Source organism: Streptomyces ipomoeae 91-03, assembly GCF_000317595.1.
GTDB classification, from domain to species: Bacteria; Actinomycetota; Actinomycetes; order Streptomycetales; family Streptomycetaceae; genus Streptomyces; species Streptomyces ipomoeae.
Genome location: NZ_AEJC01000384.1, coordinates 1 through 16,749 on the forward strand (window position 1 = coordinate 1; position 16,749 = coordinate 16,749).

Consider the following 16,749-nt stretch of genomic DNA (forward strand, 5'->3'; position numbering starts at 1 on the left):
CCCCTTCGACTACGGCTCCCTCGCACGGATTAGGCACACATCACGCGGCGCCTTCCTCCAGTGCGGCCACCGCCTCAGCGGCCTTGCGGGCCTGCCGTTCCGCCTTCTCCAATTTGGCCTTCGCCTTGGCCAGTTGCTTGGAACGGCGCTTGTGCATCTTCTTCGAGACCTCGTCCAGACGGTCCGGGAAGAGGTGTCCGTACGTGTCCAGGGTCAACGTCGCGGACTTGTGGCCCAGCATCGTCTGTACGACGTTGACGTCCGCGCCGCTGGCGATGGCCAGCGAGGCCGCCGTGTGCCGCAGCTTGTGCGGGGTGACCTTGAGGTGCCCCAGCCCGGCCTTCACGACCGCCGGCGCGAAGAAACGCTGACGGAAGTTCCGGGCCCGCAGCGGGCCTCCCTGAGGGGCGGTGAAGAGCAACTCCTCATCTCCCCGGCCCTGGACGTGGGGCTTCAACTCCTCTGCCAGGAACCGCGGGATCGGTACCGACCGGCGCTCGTGGTTCTTGGGGGTGTCGAGGTAGAGCTTGCCGTTGTCCTCGGCGTACGCCTCGACGATGTGCGCTCGGCAGGCGTCCAGGTCCACGCGGCCCACCTTCAGCGCGGACGCCTCGCCCCAGCGCAGGCCGGTGTAGGCCAGCAGCAGGATGAACACCCGGTAGGCGCCCGACGCGTTGGCCAGCGCATCGACCTGCATGTCATCGAGGTACACGTGGTCGGCCGGCGCCGCCTTCGGCAAGGGCACGCCGACAGCCGGGTTGACCGCCAGACGACGAGCCTTGACCGCGTAGCCGAGAACGCGGCTGAGGACGACGTACGCCTTGCGGACCGAGCGGGGGCTGAGCTTCCTGCCGCCGGTCGCCTCGCCGGACAGCAGGTCCGCGAGCCACTCGGCGATGTCCTCGAAGTGGATGCGGTCCAACGGTGTGGTGCCCCACCTGGGGATCACGTGGACGTCGAGAACGCCGCGATAGCGGCCCCGGGTCGAACGCTTGAGATGGATCTGCGCGGCCAGCCAGGACTCCGCCACCTCTGCGAATTTCACGCGTGCGGCTGCGGGATCGCGGTAGGAGCCGTCGTTGAGACGGGACTCCATCCTTGTCCGCTCCGCCTCGGCGTCGACCTTGCGGGCGAAGGTCTTCATCTTCGGCTTGCCATCGGGGTCGTACCAGCGCACGCGGTACCGCCCCGGCGGCGTACGGCCCGCCCGCTTGGCTTCCGCCGCGGCCCGTACGTACGTCCCGTGCCCGATGCGGTCCTCAATCCAGACCCGCGCCAACTAGCACCCCCTCCGGTCATTACTGGACACCGACGGGAGCGGCAAGAGCAGGGCCATGGGAGGAACACCGAGCGCGGTGGCGATGGCGACGAGGTCGTCGATATCGCAGCGTCGGTGGGCGCGTTCGGTTCGGCTGAGGGCGGTGTTGGACATCGGGCGGCCCAGCGCGGTGCAGCGGGCGGCGAGCTGGTGCTGGGTCAGGCTGCGCACGAGGCGTAGGTGCTCGATGGCGCGGGCGGTGTGGAGGCCGGCGGGGCCTATTTCGACAGGTCGGGTTGCCATGACAGGTAGCTGTAACTTGCATCCGGCCGTCATGGCAAGAGTTAGTTCTTAAACTCTATAAAAGTCGCCCGGGGGCGAAGTGGTGTTCGTCTCGCCGAATTCCGGTACATCACGAGCCTTTTCAGTGGAGAGGCCGTGCTATCTTCCCTCCGCGTCATGGAGATGGGCGATTTGAGCGACTATCAGCCACAGTGTCCGGTAGGCTGACCGCGCCACTGATGACTGCTGGGCGCTATCTCTGAGCTGCGGAGGTACCGGATTCCGACCCCTCTGCCAGCCGTTGCGCCACAGAAAAATTCCAGGCTCTGCGGGAGCGATTTCGGCAACCGGGGATCCGCCCTTACTGTTTGGTCTCCCCCGGCCACGCCGAGAGAAGTAGTACAGAGTTTCAGAACTAACTCTGGACTTTTCCCTTGGCGGTGTGGCTGTGTTGTCCAGGCCCGTTGTTCAAGACCGAAAAGGAGCCCTGTGCCGAAGACCTCTCCCTGCGGCACCAACGTCCCTGTCGCCCCCGCAGCTGCCCAGCGCGGCCCGCTGGCCACCCCTGCGGAGGTCGCCGCCTACCTCGGGGTGCCGGTGAAGACCCTTTACCAGTGGAAGTACCGGGGCATCGGCCCCAACGTGCACAAGGTCGGCCGCCACCTGCGCTACCGCTGGCACGAGGTGGACGCCTGGCTGAACGCCCAGGCCACGTACGACCTCGTGGTCTGACGCCGCTCTTTCAGGGACAGCGAAACGGCTCTCGGCGAGCCACCGCCGAGAGCCGCACAGTCCCTGCCCCATCGCCCCTGAATTGACCGATCCGGTGGGTCGGGCCTTGCCCGTCCGGCCCACCAGGGAGGAACGCCTGTGGACGAACCTACGTCCTCTACCACCCCTACCGCATCCCCGACGCCCACCTGGCCGCCCGTCGCCGTCCCCGGCCAGGCAGCTCCCGCAATGCCCGAACCCTCGCCCGCCGAGGACGAGAAGCCGCCCCAGGCTCCAGAGGGCGCCGCCTTGCTGGACGAGCTGCGGGAAGCCATCGCCCGGTACGTGATCCTGCCCAGCAGCGAGGCGCTGACCGCCGTCACGCTGTGGGTCGCGGCCACGCACATCCAGCCCGCCCTCCAGCACGCGCCTCGTCTCGCGGTGGTCGGACCGGCGAAACGGTGCGGCAAGTCCCGCCTGCTGGATGTGATCACGGAGACCGTGCGCGAGCCGCTGATCACGGTCAACACCAGCCCGGCGGTCGTCTTCCGCGCCATCGGCGATGACCCGCCCACCCTGCTGGTGGACGAGGCCGACACCATCTTCGGCAGCATCAAGGCCGCCGAGAAGAACGAGGAGCTGCGCGGCCTGCTCAATGCCGGCCACCAGCGCAACCGGCCCGCCCTGCGCATCTCCGGGCCCGAGCACAAGCCTCAGGCGTTCCCCACCTTCGCCATGGCAGCGCTCGCCGGCATCGGGGATCTACCGGACACGGTCATGGACCGGGCGGTGGTGATCCGCATGCAGCGCCGCAAGGATGGTGAGCGGGTCGAGCAGTTCCGCTCCCGCCGCGACATCCCGACCCTGCACGGCCTGCGCGACCGGCTGACCGCCTGGCTGCGCCCCCTGATGGACACCGCAGCGGACTTGGTACCGCCGATGCCGGTGCAGGACCGGGCGGCAGACACCTGGGAACCGCTCGTAATCGTCGCGGAACTGGCGGGCGGCACCTGGCCCGAGGAGGCCCGCGCCGCGTGTGCGTCCATGTGCGCGGCCGAGGCAGGCAAGGACGACGAGTCGAACCTGAAGACCCGCCTGCTGCAGGACATCCGGCGCGCCTTCGCACGCTGCGGTGATCCCGACATCATGCGCACCCGGGACCTGCTGGACGAACTCCTCAAGGACCAGGAGGCGCCGTGGGCCGAGTACGGCACCGCCGGCCTGAGCCCACGCCACCTGGGCATCCTCCTCAAGGACTTCGATATCAAGGCCGCCACTCACCGCTTTGAAGGCGGCCGGCAGGCCAAGGGCTTCGCCCGCCTCCGCTTCGCCGACGCCTGGGCCCGCTACTGCCCCGAGGAGCCGACGCCCGACAGCGGCGACGAGAGCACCGCCCCCGGCCCGGGCCTGCACTCGTAAAGACTCGTCGCACTCGTCGCGTCGCAGGTCAGCCCCGCGACGAGTGTCGTCGCCGTGACGAGTCCACTCGTATCACGCCAACCTTCCGTACCTGCTGTGACCAGGCACGCGACGAGTGCGACGAGTGCGCACCCCCTCCCATCAGCCTCACTCTGTGCCCATGGCACCCGCTCCCCGCCTGGAGTACCCCGCTTGCCTTCACGCACCGCCCAAGCTCCCGCGCCGGTACTGACCGCAGCGATCCGCCTCGGGGTCGCCCTGGTCGGCACGATCGGCTTCGCCCTCTCCTACGACGCTCTGCGGCAGATGGCCGTCGCCATCCACGTCCGCAGAATCCTCACGTACGCCTTCCCCCTGGTGATCGACGGTTTCATCGCCATCGGCGTCGCCGCCCTGCTCATCCTGCGCACCGCACCCTGGCGCTCCCGGCTGTACGTCTGGGCACTCGTCGGCATCGCCACGATCACCAGCATCTGGGCCAACGCCCTGCATGCCGTCCGCCTCAACCAGCAGGCTCACACCACCGGGCTCCACCTGGACGACGTCACCGTCGGCGCCCTGTCAGCCATCGCCCCGCTGGCACTGGCCGGAGCCGTCCACCTTGACCTGGTCATCCGCCGCCACCCCACACGCCACGTTCAAGAGGTCGCCACCACAAAGAGCCACAACGCCCCTGGCTACGGCCACAACCACACCGACTACGCCGAGCCGACTCCGTCATCCGAGGGCAACGCCGGTCTGCCAGAGCAAGCAGAGATGCCCGATGTGGCCGGTCGCCCCCGCGACGTGGTGCGGGACGCCGCCAATGTGCCGCAGGCTCGGAAACCGCTCGCCACGGCAGAGGGCCACGAACGCGACGTCACCTTCGACGAACTCCTCGCCCTCGCCCGCACGGCACCGCTGGGACGCGGAGGCCGCGCGTCACGCCGCAACATCGAGGCGGCGATACGAGACGCCGGCTACCGCATCGGCAAGGACCGCCTGACCCGGATCAAGGACCGGGTGCAGGCCGAACTCGACCAGGCCGCCAGCCAGTGGCGGGCCGAGCCCGACAAGGGACCCGCCGACGCCCTCTGAGGCTCCCAGCAGCACCCACCACCCTGCGAACTCGACTTCTCTCGCTCGTCCCCGCGCTGACCAGTACGGGGACGAGCCAGCCGTCGAATCGCGTCACCGTCGCACCGCAACACCACATGGAGAACCGCTCTATGCCCGACCTCCACAATGAACTCCCCGCCAGCCAGCAGGAGGTGACCACCGCCGTCACCCAGCCAGCAAGGTATGACGTTGGACCGTCCAAGGGCCGGTCCAACGCGGACACCTCCGCCCCGGGGGTGGCGGAGGACTTCGGGCACCAGGGGGTGCCCGAGGAGGAGGCACCCGCCGACGCAGCCGAGCAGTCACCCGCCGCCAGCGCCGACGAAGTCACCTTGCGTCGTCTCGCTCGCCGCCGTTCCCGCGAGGACGTCCAGCGCAAAAAGCGTGTCGACGTCCGCTACAGCGTCGACGAGAAGACCCGGATCCTCACGCGGGCCCGTGAGATGGGCATCGCCGGCGCCCACCTCGTCGGCGCCGTGATCATGGCCTACCTCGATGGCGATCTCACCGTGGGCCTGGCCGGGCAGCGCACCCAGCTCGATGATTGCCTCGACAAGCTCGACGCCCTGCGGGCCGAGGTCGCCCGCATCGGCAACAACGTCAACCAGATCGCCCACCGCCTCAACGCCGGAGGGGATCCACACCCTGTGGACACCGCCGTCCTCGCGCAGACCGAGCGCACCCTGGACGCAGTCCGCGCCGCGATCGGCGACATCGCGCAGACCATGAACCACGCTGTCTCCGCGAAGGCGGCCCAGTGATCGCCAAGATCGGCAGCGGCAAGGACACCGCCGGCCTGATCCGGTACCTGTTCGACACGAAGAAGGCCAAGGACCACACCGACCCGCACCTGATCGCCTCCTGGGACGGCTTCGCACCCGACCCAGGCCGCGCCGACGACTTCGACGCCACAAAGAAGCGCCTCGTGGCCGACCTCGACCTGCGGGTCAAGCAAGCCCGCCGACTGGGCCGGGTACCCGAGCGGCACGTATGGCACTGCTCGGTACGTGCCGCCCCCGGCGACCGGCACCTCACCGACGCCGAGTGGGCGGACATCGCGCGCCGCATTGTGGCGGCCACCGGGATCGCGCCACAAGGCGACCCCGACGGGTGCCGTTGGGTCGCCGTACGCCACGCCGACGACCACATCCACATCGCCGCCACCAAGGTCCGAGGAGACCTGAGCACCGCCCGCCACTGGAACGACTACCTGAAGGCCGACAAGGAACTCGCCGCCATCGAGAAGGAATACGGACTCCTGCAGGTCGTGCGCGGCGACCGCACCGCCACCAAGCGCCCCACCCGCGCCGAGATGGAGAAAGCCCGCCGCGCCGGCACGACTCGGACCTCCCGCGAGCGCCTGCGCACCACCGTCCGCCAGCTGGTGTCCATCGCCACCAGCCCGGAGGAATTCCTCCACCTGCTCGACGGCGTCGAAGGCGTCCTCGTCGATGTTCAGCACTTTCCCTCCGGCGACGTACGCGGGTACAAGGTCGCCGTGGCAGGCGACACCAACGCCGCCGGCGAGCCGATCTGGTTCTCCGGCGCCAAACTCGCCCCCGACCTGTCCTTCCCCAAGATCCGCGAACGCCTCACCGCCATCGAGGCTCCGCCCGCAGCGGAGCCGGGCAGCCGGCGCAGGCCCAACCCCTGGTACCAGGCCACCGCCGCGGCCGAGCGCATCCCCCACCACCTCGACCACGGTGACGACGCGGCAGCCCAGGCCCACATCGCAGCCTTCGGCGAAGCCATCGATGTCCTGCCGCTGCTCGCCCCCAGCCACCTGCGGCCACAGCTGCAACAGGCCGCCACAGCGTTCGAACGCGCCACCCGCTCCCGCATCCGCGCCCAGCAGGACCAGGCACGCGCCCTCCGGGGCGCCGTCCGCGCGCTGCGCACCGTGCCGGTCACCGGTGACGGGTCCGGGCTGGCGATGTTCCTCGACATCGCAGTGCTCGTCATCTTCGCCACAGCCCGCTGGCACCAGGCTCGCCAGCACGACCAGCAGGTCGCCGCCGCCCACCAGGCCCTGGTCCACCTGCAGGCCGTCTCCCAACAGGCTGCTGCCGAGCCACTGGCCGCCCTGGCCCAGCGCCAACCACCGGCCCGCACCATGGAACGGCACGCCCAGCGGATCCTCGTGATCGTGCCCGAACACGCTCAGCAGATCCTCGACGACCCCGCCTGGCCGGCACTCGCCGCCGCCCTGACCGAAGCCGAGACCGCCGGCCACGATCCCGAGCTGCTCCTCCAGCATGCCGCCCGCCAGCGCACCCTGGACGACGCCCGCTCCACCGCCAGGACCCTCACCTGGCGCATCCAACGCCTCGCCGCCCGGCAGGCCCCCAGCGCCCGAGCACGAGCCGCCCAAGCCCGCACGAGCGTTGCAGCACGAACGGCACAGCGTGGCCAGACCCCACCGAGCCCTTCGCAGCCTGGGCCTGCGGCACCTTCTCGACACCGGTAATTCCGGCACTGACGGCCTCGCGCGCGAGGCCGTCAGCAGGAGGAAGGCACCTGTCCCGTTCACCCCCAGGTTTCCCACACCGCTGACACCACACAACGGGCGCTTGGCCGGTCCAGGACGGGCGCGGGTTTCCTGAGTGAACATTCGCGCGTTTCCTGAGTGAACGCTCTGGTGTTTCCTGAGTGAACGGTCTTTGCCCGGGGGACCCCCCCTACTTCCGGATCAGCTCGCCTCGGCAGCAGCCCAGCACGTCCGCACGAGGAGGAGTGATTGCCTCGCTCCCCGGTGACCTCGTCGGCAGCCTGGCGAACGGGCGTCGACGATGATCACTGCGGTCCGTCCCCGGTGAAGGAACCGCGTCACCGCACCGTGCTGACCAGAGGCTCCAGCAACTCCAGCGCTTCCTCCCAGCGGAAGCGATCCGCCGCGCCACCGGCCCTCGGCCGGTGCGGTTCGCACGAGCCGATCAGGACGCCCATCCCCTGCAGACGGTCCAGGCTCTGCTGATAGGCAGGGTGGGCGGCCTGGGCTGAGTTCAGGTAGGGCAGTGCCACGGTCGGGATGCCCATGCCGTACGCCTCGCACAGGATGCCCAGGGCGAGGGTGTCTGAGATCCCGGCGGCCCACTTGTTGATCGTGTTGAACGTGGCGGGAGCGACGGCTATCGCGTCCGCCGGAGGCAGGGGGCGCGGGTCTCCCGGTGATCGCCAGGCGGAGCGGATCGGGTAGCCGGTCTGTGCCTCGATCGCCTTGGCGTCGATGAAGCCGAGTCCCTGCGGTGTGGCGATGACGCCGACGTCCCAGTGCGCCTCCTGGGCGGTGGTGATGAGCTTGCCGACGTCACGGGCAACACCTGCCGCGCACACGACGACGTACAGGAAGGGCTTCTTGTCCGGAGCGGTCGGCTCGGTCACGCGGGGACTCCCAGTTGGCGGCTGAAGTGGTGCAGTTCCGGCAGGGTACGACGGCGGTCGCGGGCGGCCATGTCGGCGACCAGGTTGCGGACGTCGGGACGGCGGATGTCCTGGGCGGCGCAGGTCTCGGCGATGCGCAGGGCCTGGTAGCCGTCGGCGAGGCGGCCCTGCTGGCTGTAGGCACGAGCCGCCTCCACCCATAGGGCGGCGCGGCGCTCGGGGACCGGGATGTGTCGGCGCATGAGGGGTCGGGCCGCCTGGAGGGCGAGGCCGGCGTCACCGAAGGCCACCAGGGCGCTCAGCTCGTGCAGGGCGACATTGGTCGGGCTGAAGGTGGCCCAAGCGTCAGGCCGGTCCAGGGTCACGTACCGGGAGACTTCCTTGGCCTCTGTGAGGAATTCCTTCGTGGCCGCGCGATCACCGCGGCTGCTGGCCGCGGTCACGCCGCGCAGGAGTAGCAGTCCAACAGCAGCGAGGTACTTCGGAGAGCGCCGGTCGTACGAACCGGTGAGCTGGTCGGCGGTGTGCCTGACCAGAGTGACGGCTTCGGTGGCGTGCTTCTCGCGCACCAGGACGTGGGCCTGGACACGGACGCTGGAGGCGAGGACCACCGGGTCGCCCGAGCGTTCTGCTTCGGCCATCGCCCGGCCGACGGCGAGCCATGCGTTGCCCTGGTCGTGCTGTTTGAGCAGCAGGCTGGTCGCGGTCTGGTACGCCGTGGCCAGGAGCCCGGACACCGTGTCCCTGTCCGTCGCATCGCCGGCGGCCATCCGCAGGTCGGCGATCAGGTTCGGGAGGGTGCGCTCCAGCTCTGTGTAGTGACAGGTGTGGAAAAGCCTGAGTGCTGATCCGACGCGTTCGTACAGGACGGCCGTGTCCTGTGGGCCACCGGCGCCCGCAGGGCCGGCGCCGGGCAGGAGGGCCTGGACGAGGGCGGTGTGTGAGGCCGAAGAACCGGCCGGGGCCGCGAGCGCTGCGATGCTCGCGGCGAGGAAGGTGCGGCGGTGCATGTCGTCAGCTTCTTGATCGGCGGTGGAGACGTCCTGAGCTGGGGCGAGGCCCAACTCATGAGGCGGGATGTTCAGTTCCTGCGCGACGGCGCGTAGTACGCGGATGTCCTCCGTGCCGCGACCGCTCTCCAGACGGCTCACCTTGGACTGGTGATACCCGAGCGCTGCGGCCACGTCATGCTGTGAACGCCGCTGTAACACCCGTGCCCGCCGGATCCGTTCTCCGATCCGTCTCGCTTCCCCATATGCATCGGCCATCTGCCACGGCTCCCTCCGCCGTCGCTGATCCTGCCTGCTCAATCGAGCATAGATCAGCCGTAGTTGGCGGTGATGCAGCTCCTGCATAACTCATGCAGCGCCCGCGCACGAGCTAACCACTCACGGCGACGGGCTGGTTGCTTGGTGCGGCCCCACCTACACCGGGAGGCCGCTCATGGAAGCGCACCAGCTCGCTCTTTCCCTGCCCTCGACGCCCGCCGCAGCGAGCGAGGCCCGGCACCAGGCCGTGGACGCGATAGCGGGCTGGGACACGGAGCTGGACGCCGAGGTGGTGCACACGGCTGAACTGCTGGTCAGCGAGCTCGTCACCAACGCGGTCCAGTACGCCGGCACCGGATCGGTCTCGCTCACGGTCTGCCTCGACGAGGCCGTCCTGCGAGTCGAGGTCTGCGACGCGAGCCCGGTGCTGCCCCAGCCGGCTCTGCCCGCTGCGAACAGCGAGGGCGGCCGTGGCCTGTTCCTCGTCGCCGCTCTCGCCGACCGGTACCAAGCCGAGCCGACAAAGAACGGCAAGCGCTGCTGGGCCGAGATCGACCTGATCAACAAACCCAGCCAGGAAATCGCCTGTTTCCTTCCCCTGCAGAGGAGTTGATGATGACGACCACCCACGCCCCCGGCGTGGCCGCCGAGGTGATCGCCGTATGCCCAGGGCCGCCCCTCGCCGGCTTCGTGAGCGTCGACGGCTCCAAGAACGCCGCTCTGCCACTCCTGGCGGCCACGGCTGCCCTCGGCCGCCCAGTTCGGCTGAGCAACGTCCCGGACAGCACGGACGTCCAGATCATGCTCGCTCTGCTGCAACAGGCAGGCTGGCATGTCACGCAGCCCGTCGGCGAACCGACCACCTATGTGATCCTGCCGACGAAGGCATCTCGGGGACTGCCCGATCTGGCGCAGGCAGCCCACATCCGCGCCTCGTACTACCTCGTCCCCGCCCTGCTCGCGCGGTACGGCCAGGCGCGGCTGCCCTGGCCGGGCGGCTGCCGGATCGGTGCGCGCGGGATGGAGCTGCACTTCAAGGTGTACGAGGCGTTCGGCGACCGGAGCCTCCAGGACAGCTCCGGATACGGCATCGAGGCCCACGCCTCACACACCGGCACCGTCTCCATCGCACTGCCCTTCCGCTCTCGGGGGGCGACCGTGGCCGCGACACTGCGCGCTCTCACGACCGACCGCTCCTTACGGCTGGGTCAGCCAAACCTCTCACCCGAAGTCCTGAGCGTGCTCGACGCCCTGAGTTCCGTGGGCTGGGAGACGCGCGCCAGCGAGCATGTACTCACTCTCTCACCGCCCGCCTCGCCGCCGACTGCCCCCGCTGCCTGGGCAGTGCCCGGAGACAAGATCGAGGCAGCCACGCTGGCCTGCGCGATCGCCGCGACGCGCGGTACTGCCCGTATCGACGGTGTGCAGGGCAAGGACGTAGGCCCGTTCGTGGCTGCCCTTCATCAGCTCGGCATCCCCGCAGACGCGGAGCCGGATGGCCTTACCGTCCGCGCCCAGGAGGCAGCCCCCACTGGCCGTCCCCTGCGGGCCATCGCCTCCCTGAGCCCGGCCGGCCTGGACGCCGACTTCGAACCACCGCTCATGGCACTCGCCCTCGGACTGCCCGGCACGCACCTGTTCGCCGACGCCATCAATCCCGGCCGCCACGGCAACCTGCTGCCGCAACTGTCCCGCCTGGGCGCCGAGATCGAGGAGATCTCCCCCACCGAATGCCGCCTGACCGGGCCCCAGCAGCTGACGGGCGCGGGCGTCGAAGCCACTGACATCCGCACCGGGTCCGCCCTCATGATCACCGGCCTCACCGCCCGAGGCGTCACCACCATCGGCGGCCTCGACCAGCTGCGCCGCGGCCACGCCGACCTGTCCGGCAAACTGCGCACCCTGGGTGCCGACATCTGCGAGGTCACCCCATGACCACAGACGGCAGGAACCTGCGCCAAATCGTTGCCACGACGGACGTCCACTCCGCCTTCGACAAAGCCGCACCGTTCCTGACCCACCTCCACGCGCTGCGCCCGACCTCGCTCATCGTGGACTGCGGCGACTTCTTCGAAGGCAGCGGCTACTACCGCCTCGCTCGCGGCACCATCGAGCGGGAGATCCTGCTCAAGTTGTACGACGTGCTGGCCCCCGGCAACCACGGCTGGGGTCACCACTTCGAGCCGGACCTTCACCGGCGCACTGTCTGTGTCAACGCCGTCGATGCCAACACCGGCGACGCACTCTTCCGCCGCTTGTACATCGCGGACATCGCTGGACGTCGCGTCGGCGTAACCGCTGTGATCGGTCGGCAAGCCTTCCACTCGATCCCGGCCGCCCAGCGAGCCGGCCACTGCGTCACTGATCCCGTCCAGGCCCTACGCGAGCTGATGCTCGCTCACCACCACGAGGTGGACAGCTGGGTCCTGCTCAGCCACTCCGGCTTCGACGTGGACCGGAAACTGGCGGCAGCCTGTCCCTTCCTCGACGTGGTCCTCGCCGGGCACTGCCACAGCGATCAGTACGGGCCGGTCCGGGTCGACGACACCCTGGTCGTCAAGGGCCGGGAACTCGCCGACGGCTATGCCATCGCCACGCCCGTGGGCAGGGGATGGGGTGCGGGCACCACGTCCTTCCCGGATCGGGCCCCGAACGTCGTTCCCACGGAGCTTGCGGGCCTGCGCTCACGCATCGAGGACGTCAAGCAGCAGCTGGCCGGCGTCCTCGGCCCGGTCTTACCGGCCTACCGCCACCAGTCCCTCGACCGGCGCAGCCTGCTCGTGGACCTCACCGCCCGCCTGCGTACGGCACTCGGATCAGACGCGGTCATCCTCAACGAGACGGCACTACGCGCCGTACCACTCGGCGACACCCTCACCCAGGGCGACCTGCTCTCCATCGAGCCGTTCGCCAACCAGCTGGTGCACGCCCACGTACCTGAGCCGGCACGCAGGGACCTCACTGACTGGCTGTCACATCTGACCACCCAGACCGGCCCGCTCGTCACCGCCCCCGATCCCTTGCCGGACACCATCACCACCGTGCTGACCACCGGCTACCTCGCCGACACCTACCTCGGCGAGCGCACGCACGAGGCCGGCCTGCGTCTGGACCAGGCCGTCCAGCACATACTCACCGCTCCCGACACCGCGGAAGGAGGCAGGTAATGATCCTCACCGGCCCGGAGATCACCGCTGCCGCTCACGACGGCCGCCTCCGCATCACCCCGTTCGCCGCCGACCAGGTCAACCCCAACAGCTACAACGTGCGTCTGGGCCCCACCCTGATCAAGTACACGAGCCCGGTCCTGGACGCCCACCGGCCCAACCCCACCCGCGAAACCACCATCGGCCCGGACGGGCACGTCCTCCAGCCAGGCGAGCTCTACCTCGGCCACACCCTCGAAGAGGTCGGCTCCAACACCTTCGTGCCGCTGCTGTTCGGCCGCTCCTCCGTCGGACGCCTCGGCCTGTTCGTCGAGATCACCGCCCCCATCGGCGACATCGGCTTCCACGGCCAGTGGACGCTCATGCTCACCCCGATCCGGCCGCTGCGGGTGTACGCCGGCATGAAGATCGGGCAGATCATGTTCTTCGTCTCCACCGGTGCCGTGGACCTCTACCGCGGCAAGTACCAGGCCGCCACAGGACCGCAACCCTCCGCCTACTGGCAAGACCTCGCCCGACTCCACGTGGTGGAATCGTGATCCTCACCGGCCCCGCCATCGCCGCCGCCGTCCAGGCCGGCGAGATCACCATCGACCCGTACGAGCCCAGCCGCGTCTCCCCCAACACCTACGACTGGCGGCTCGGCGACACGATCCGCGTCTGCGACGGCGACCTCGACGCCGCAACCCCCACCCCCTTCACCGAGCAGCCCATCCCCGACACCGGCCTGGTGCTGCGCCCTGGCCTGCTCTACCTCGGCATCACGCTGGAGCAAACCGGTTCGGAGACGTACGCCCAGCTGCTGAACGGCGACCGCACCACCGGCTCCCTGGGCATTTGGGTTCACGTGTCGGCTCCGCTCGGACACCAGGGCCATGCGATCCGCTGGACGCTGGAGATCCGCGCCGCCCGACCGGTGCGCGTGTATCCGGGCATGACCTTCGGCAAGCTCGTCTTCCTCACGACCTGCGGCGCCCCGGCCAGCTACCAGCAGCAGCACGCCAAGTACGCGTCCACAGAGGGCATCGACATCTCGCGCCTCTACGAGGAGATCGACGGAGGAGTGCGGTGAACGCCCGCTCGCTCACCGGCCCGGTGGCCGCAACCTTCCTGGACCTGCCCGCTGGAAACCCCGGGGGCAGCGTCGAGCTCTTCCTCGATCTGTACACCGGCGAGCAGCCCCTCATCCCGGCCCACGCATTCATGCTCACCCCACCCGGCTCCCGGCATCGGCTCCCGTCCGGGCTCGATCTGCTGCCCGTCGCCGGCAAGTGCCTCGAAGGCTCCGCGTTCGCTCGCTACGTCCAAGCACTGCGCAGGGCCCTCGCTGCAGCGGTCGACCCCGCACAGATCGACGTCCTCCACTTGCAGCACCTCGCGTTCGGCGCCACCCCAGCCCTCATCCGCGCCCTGCCCACACACCCCCGGATCGCCCTCGTTCACGGCACGGACCTGCTCTTCGCCGAAAGGCACCGAGACCAGCTTCAGGTGCTGCGCGAGACGGCGAGGGCTGCCGATGCCATCGTGGTCCCCACCCACGCGATGGCCGACCACCTCCTCAAGCTCGCCCCACAGACCGAACGCCGCAAGATCACCCACATCCCCTGGGGCGTCCCCGACCACCTGCTCACCGACCCGCCCGCCCGGCCTGCACGCGCCACCACCAGCCACCTGCGGCTTCTCTACGCAGGACGCCTGACCGCCGAAAAGGGTAGCGAGGCCCTGATCAGGAGTCTGGCTCCCGTGCCCGGTGTCGAGCTGAGCGTCGCGGCGCCCAGAGCCCAGTTCCACGCACTGGCCCCGCTGCTGCAACGAGCCGGCGTACGAGCCCGCTACCTCGGCTGGCTCCGACGCCCACAGCTGTGGAAAGCCTTCACCGAACACGACGTGCTGGTCATGCCGTCCACCACCCTGGAGGCTATGGGCCTGGTCGCGTTGGAGGCCCAAGCCTGCGGACTCCCCGTCCTCTACCAGTCCGTACCCGGCCTCAGCGAAGCGCTCGCCGCATCCGGCTTGGCCACCGATTTCACTCACTCTGCGGCGCTGGCGCGTGACCTCAACCGGCTGCGCACCTGCCCTGGTCTGCTGGCCGCTCTGCGGCAGGCGGGGTATACGAACGCAGCACGCTATCCCCTCTCGGCTACCGCACGGTCATTGACCGACCTTGGTCGCCAGCTCACTTGAACTGCTTCCGATGGCCTGACACGTCACTACCCGAACCGCTCCACCAACGTCACTACGCTGACCGACGGGATACCCCGGCGAAGAGGGAGACCATGACGTACGACCGCGACCGCATCGAAGCCCTGCTCGACGAGGGAGTCCGCGACAAGGTGTACCCGGGCGCCGTGTGGGCCGTCGGCGACGCCACCGGCATCCTCGCTCAGGGCGCCACCGGCGTCCTCGACCCCGACGAGCCGGACGTGCCGATGCGCACCGACACCGTGTTCGACGCCGCAAGCCTCACCAAGATCCTCGCCGTCTGGTCCTCCATCGGTGCCCTACGGGACGACGGCACCCTCGACCTCGACCAGCCGCTCGGCGGCTTCTGGCAGCAGGTCACCGGGCACCCACTCGGAGCCGTCACCGCCCGGCAGCTGCTGACGCACACCGCCGGCGTCCCACTGCGAGCCCAGCTGGAGAGCCTCTACGGCACCAACCCGGACGACATCCGCCGCGGCGTACTGCACGAGCCACTCCACCGGTCACCCGGCGAAGCCGTCGAGTACACCGACCGCGCCGCCCTCATCCTCGGCTACCTCGCCGAACACCTCTCCGGCCAGCCGTTGGACCAACTGGCCACCGCCCGCACCTGGCACCCACTCGGCATGACCTCCACCCGCTTCGGCCCCCTGCCCGCCGAAATCGCCGCCCGCTGCGCACCGACCGAACGCGACCAGGACACCGACACCCACCTGAAGGGAACGGCCCACGACTTCTCCGCACGCCTCCTGGGCGGTGTCTGCGGTATCGCAGGCGTCTTCACCGTCCTGGACGACCTCGCCGCCTTGCTTCGCTACATGCTTGACGGCTCCACGTCCAACACCAGCGCAGGCTTCACGTCCGAGTGGACCGCGTGCTCCCTGACCATTCAGACCGGCGGACTCCAGCCGGCCCGTGGACTGTTCTGGCACCCCGCCCCTTACACGTCCGTGGAAGAGGATGTGTGGGTCCACTACGGCTTCACCGGCACAGGGGTGTGGATCTCGCCCGCCAAGGCCCGGTGGGCGGTACTCCTGACGAACAAGCTCTACTACACCCGCGACCGCGCGCCACTGACCGATGTCCGCAACGCATTCCGCGCACTCGCCTTCAGGTAAGGAACTGGACGGTGGGCCGGGTTCGCGCCCAGACACCAATCCGATAAGACCCTCCAGCTGCGGGAGCCGCCGGCATGGTCGTACCCGCTGACGGACGCCTCGCAAGCAACTACCATCCCGACATTCGGGCTACGTCTGGGGGGCAGAGTGAGTCTGTGGGATGCTCGCGTCGCTGAAGCGCGATTCAATCGTCGCCGAGAAGCTCGCGAGAGGGGGTGAATCATGAGCTTCCCCGTAGACCTCACAGCGGCGCTCAGCGGCGCCTCGGTCGCACAGTTGCACAGTTGGCGACGTACCCACTTGCTGGAACCGGAAGTGCAGGACAACCCGGTCCGCTACTCATTCCGCGACGTGGTGGCACTCCGCACGTTCGTATATCTACGCAGCAAACTGCCTCTGCAGCGCATCCGAAAGGCCATGGATCAGCTGCGCAAGTGGGACCTGACCGAGCACCCGGCTGCCTACATGCTCGTCACCGAAGGAGATTCGGTCTTCCTCGTCCAGGAGGAACGAGCCATCGACCTTGTCCGCCGGCCCGGTCAAGAGGTGATCTACAGCTTGGCCAACGTCTTCGCGCCCTTCGAAAACATGCAAGGACGTTCGGTCGCAGACTTCCGCCGTCCTCGGCCACACCTGGAGGTCAAGCAGAACCGGCTCGGAGGATGGCCGACCATCCAAGGGACACGCGTACCGTACGACGCTGTCGCCAAATTGGTCGCCGGAGGCGTCGCGCCTGCCGAAGTACATCGCTTCTACCCGACCGTCGAAGTGTCCGGAGCGGCAGACGCAGCAGACTTCCACCAGGAGGTCGTGCAGATCGGCGGTCGCGCTGCATGAGGTTCTTC

17 protein-coding genes are annotated in these 16,749 nt (G+C 69.1%); 13 read left to right on the forward strand and 4 right to left on the reverse strand.

Annotated elements, in window-relative coordinates:
• Window positions 1-40: 40 nt before the first annotated feature.
• Together STRIP9103_RS24605 and STRIP9103_RS24610 are read right to left on the reverse strand one after the other, a co-directional pair.
• On the reverse strand, window positions 41-1,279 hold the full coding sequence (locus STRIP9103_RS24605) for a tyrosine-type recombinase/integrase (RefSeq protein ID WP_009321515.1): 1,239 nt from the start codon (window positions 1,277-1,279) through the stop codon (window positions 41-43).
• A complete protein-coding gene (locus tag STRIP9103_RS24610; RefSeq protein ID WP_009321502.1) occupies window positions 1,280-1,561 on the reverse strand; it encodes a helix-turn-helix domain-containing protein in 282 nt (93 codons plus the stop codon). It lies immediately after the preceding gene.
• Between the two features lie 468 nt (window positions 1,562-2,029).
• Between STRIP9103_RS24610 and STRIP9103_RS24615 the strand changes: the two genes are divergently transcribed.
• The 5 genes from STRIP9103_RS24615 (at window position 2,030) to STRIP9103_RS24635 (ending at window position 7,235) form a co-directional block, all read left to right on the forward strand.
• Entirely contained in the window at window positions 2,030-2,272 is a 243-nt protein-coding gene (locus STRIP9103_RS24615; RefSeq protein ID WP_009321498.1) for a helix-turn-helix transcriptional regulator, read from the forward strand.
• 138 nt (window positions 2,273-2,410) lie between these two features.
• Complete coding sequence (locus tag STRIP9103_RS24620) at window positions 2,411-3,670, forward strand: DUF3631 domain-containing protein (RefSeq protein WP_009321509.1); 1,260 nt, start codon at window positions 2,411-2,413, stop codon at window positions 3,668-3,670.
• A gap of 192 nt (window positions 3,671-3,862) precedes the next feature.
• On the forward strand, window positions 3,863-4,747 hold the full coding sequence (locus STRIP9103_RS24625) for a DUF2637 domain-containing protein (protein ID WP_009321528.1): 885 nt from the start codon (window positions 3,863-3,865) through the stop codon (window positions 4,745-4,747).
• Between the two features lie 131 nt (window positions 4,748-4,878).
• On the forward strand, window positions 4,879-5,529 hold the full coding sequence (locus STRIP9103_RS24630) for a MobC family plasmid mobilization relaxosome protein (RefSeq protein ID WP_009321520.1): 651 nt from the start codon (window positions 4,879-4,881) through the stop codon (window positions 5,527-5,529).
• The gene (locus STRIP9103_RS24635) at window positions 5,526-7,235 is read left to right on the forward strand and encodes a relaxase/mobilization nuclease domain-containing protein (RefSeq protein ID WP_009321540.1); all 1,710 of its coding nucleotides are present in this window, start codon (window positions 5,526-5,528) and stop codon (window positions 7,233-7,235) included. Before STRIP9103_RS24630 ends, STRIP9103_RS24635 begins: the two co-directional genes overlap by 4 nt.
• Before the next feature lie 359 nt (window positions 7,236-7,594).
• Here the strand turns inward: STRIP9103_RS24635 and STRIP9103_RS24640 are convergent, their stop codons facing one another.
• Together STRIP9103_RS24640 and STRIP9103_RS24645 are read right to left on the reverse strand one after the other, a co-directional pair.
• Entirely contained in the window at window positions 7,595-8,149 is a 555-nt protein-coding gene (locus STRIP9103_RS24640) for a flavoprotein (protein ID WP_009321521.1), read from the reverse strand.
• Window positions 8,146-9,417, reverse strand: coding sequence for a helix-turn-helix domain-containing protein (locus STRIP9103_RS24645; protein WP_009321537.1), 1,272 nt, complete (start codon window positions 9,415-9,417; stop codon window positions 8,146-8,148). Before STRIP9103_RS24645 ends, STRIP9103_RS24640 begins: the two co-directional genes overlap by 4 nt.
• Window positions 9,418-9,592: 175 nt before the next feature.
• On the opposite strand from STRIP9103_RS24645, the gene STRIP9103_RS24650 reads away from it, so the two are divergent.
• The 8 genes from STRIP9103_RS24650 to STRIP9103_RS24685 all read left to right on the forward strand — a co-directional run bounded on the left by STRIP9103_RS24650 (window position 9,593) and on the right by STRIP9103_RS24685 (window position 16,741).
• Window positions 9,593-10,030: an ATP-binding protein gene (locus STRIP9103_RS24650; RefSeq protein WP_009321530.1), complete on the forward strand. Its 438-nt coding sequence runs from the start codon at window positions 9,593-9,595 to the stop codon at window positions 10,028-10,030.
• 2 nt (window positions 10,031-10,032) lie between these two features.
• The gene (locus tag STRIP9103_RS24655) at window positions 10,033-11,352 is read left to right on the forward strand and encodes a putative UDP-N-acetylglucosamine 1-carboxyvinyltransferase (protein ID WP_009321508.1); all 1,320 of its coding nucleotides are present in this window, start codon (window positions 10,033-10,035) and stop codon (window positions 11,350-11,352) included.
• Window positions 11,349-12,584 carry a metallophosphoesterase gene (locus STRIP9103_RS24660; protein WP_009321543.1) on the forward strand — a complete coding sequence of 412 codons (1,236 nt, stop codon included), beginning with the start codon at window positions 11,349-11,351 and terminating at the stop codon, window positions 12,582-12,584. The genes STRIP9103_RS24655 and STRIP9103_RS24660 overlap by 4 nt, the downstream gene beginning before the upstream one ends.
• Entirely contained in the window at window positions 12,584-13,123 is a 540-nt protein-coding gene (dcd, locus tag STRIP9103_RS24665; protein WP_009321500.1) for a dCTP deaminase, read from the forward strand. Before STRIP9103_RS24660 ends, dcd begins: the two co-directional genes overlap by 1 nt.
• Window positions 13,120-13,656, forward strand: a complete 537-nt coding sequence (locus STRIP9103_RS24670; RefSeq protein ID WP_009321529.1) for a dCTP deaminase — start codon at window positions 13,120-13,122, stop codon at window positions 13,654-13,656. The genes dcd and STRIP9103_RS24670 overlap by 4 nt, the downstream gene beginning before the upstream one ends.
• Window positions 13,653-14,768 carry a glycosyltransferase family 4 protein gene (locus STRIP9103_RS24675; protein WP_009321544.1) on the forward strand — a complete coding sequence of 372 codons (1,116 nt, stop codon included), beginning with the start codon at window positions 13,653-13,655 and terminating at the stop codon, window positions 14,766-14,768. Before STRIP9103_RS24670 ends, STRIP9103_RS24675 begins: the two co-directional genes overlap by 4 nt.
• 92 nt (window positions 14,769-14,860) lie before the next feature.
• Window positions 14,861-15,904 carry a serine hydrolase domain-containing protein gene (locus STRIP9103_RS24680; RefSeq protein ID WP_009321547.1) on the forward strand — a complete coding sequence of 348 codons (1,044 nt, stop codon included), beginning with the start codon at window positions 14,861-14,863 and terminating at the stop codon, window positions 15,902-15,904.
• A 222-nt stretch (window positions 15,905-16,126) separates the two neighbouring features.
• A complete protein-coding gene (locus tag STRIP9103_RS24685; RefSeq protein WP_048820918.1) occupies window positions 16,127-16,741 on the forward strand; it encodes a DUF433 domain-containing protein in 615 nt (204 codons plus the stop codon).
• Window positions 16,742-16,749: the final 8 nt, after the last annotated feature.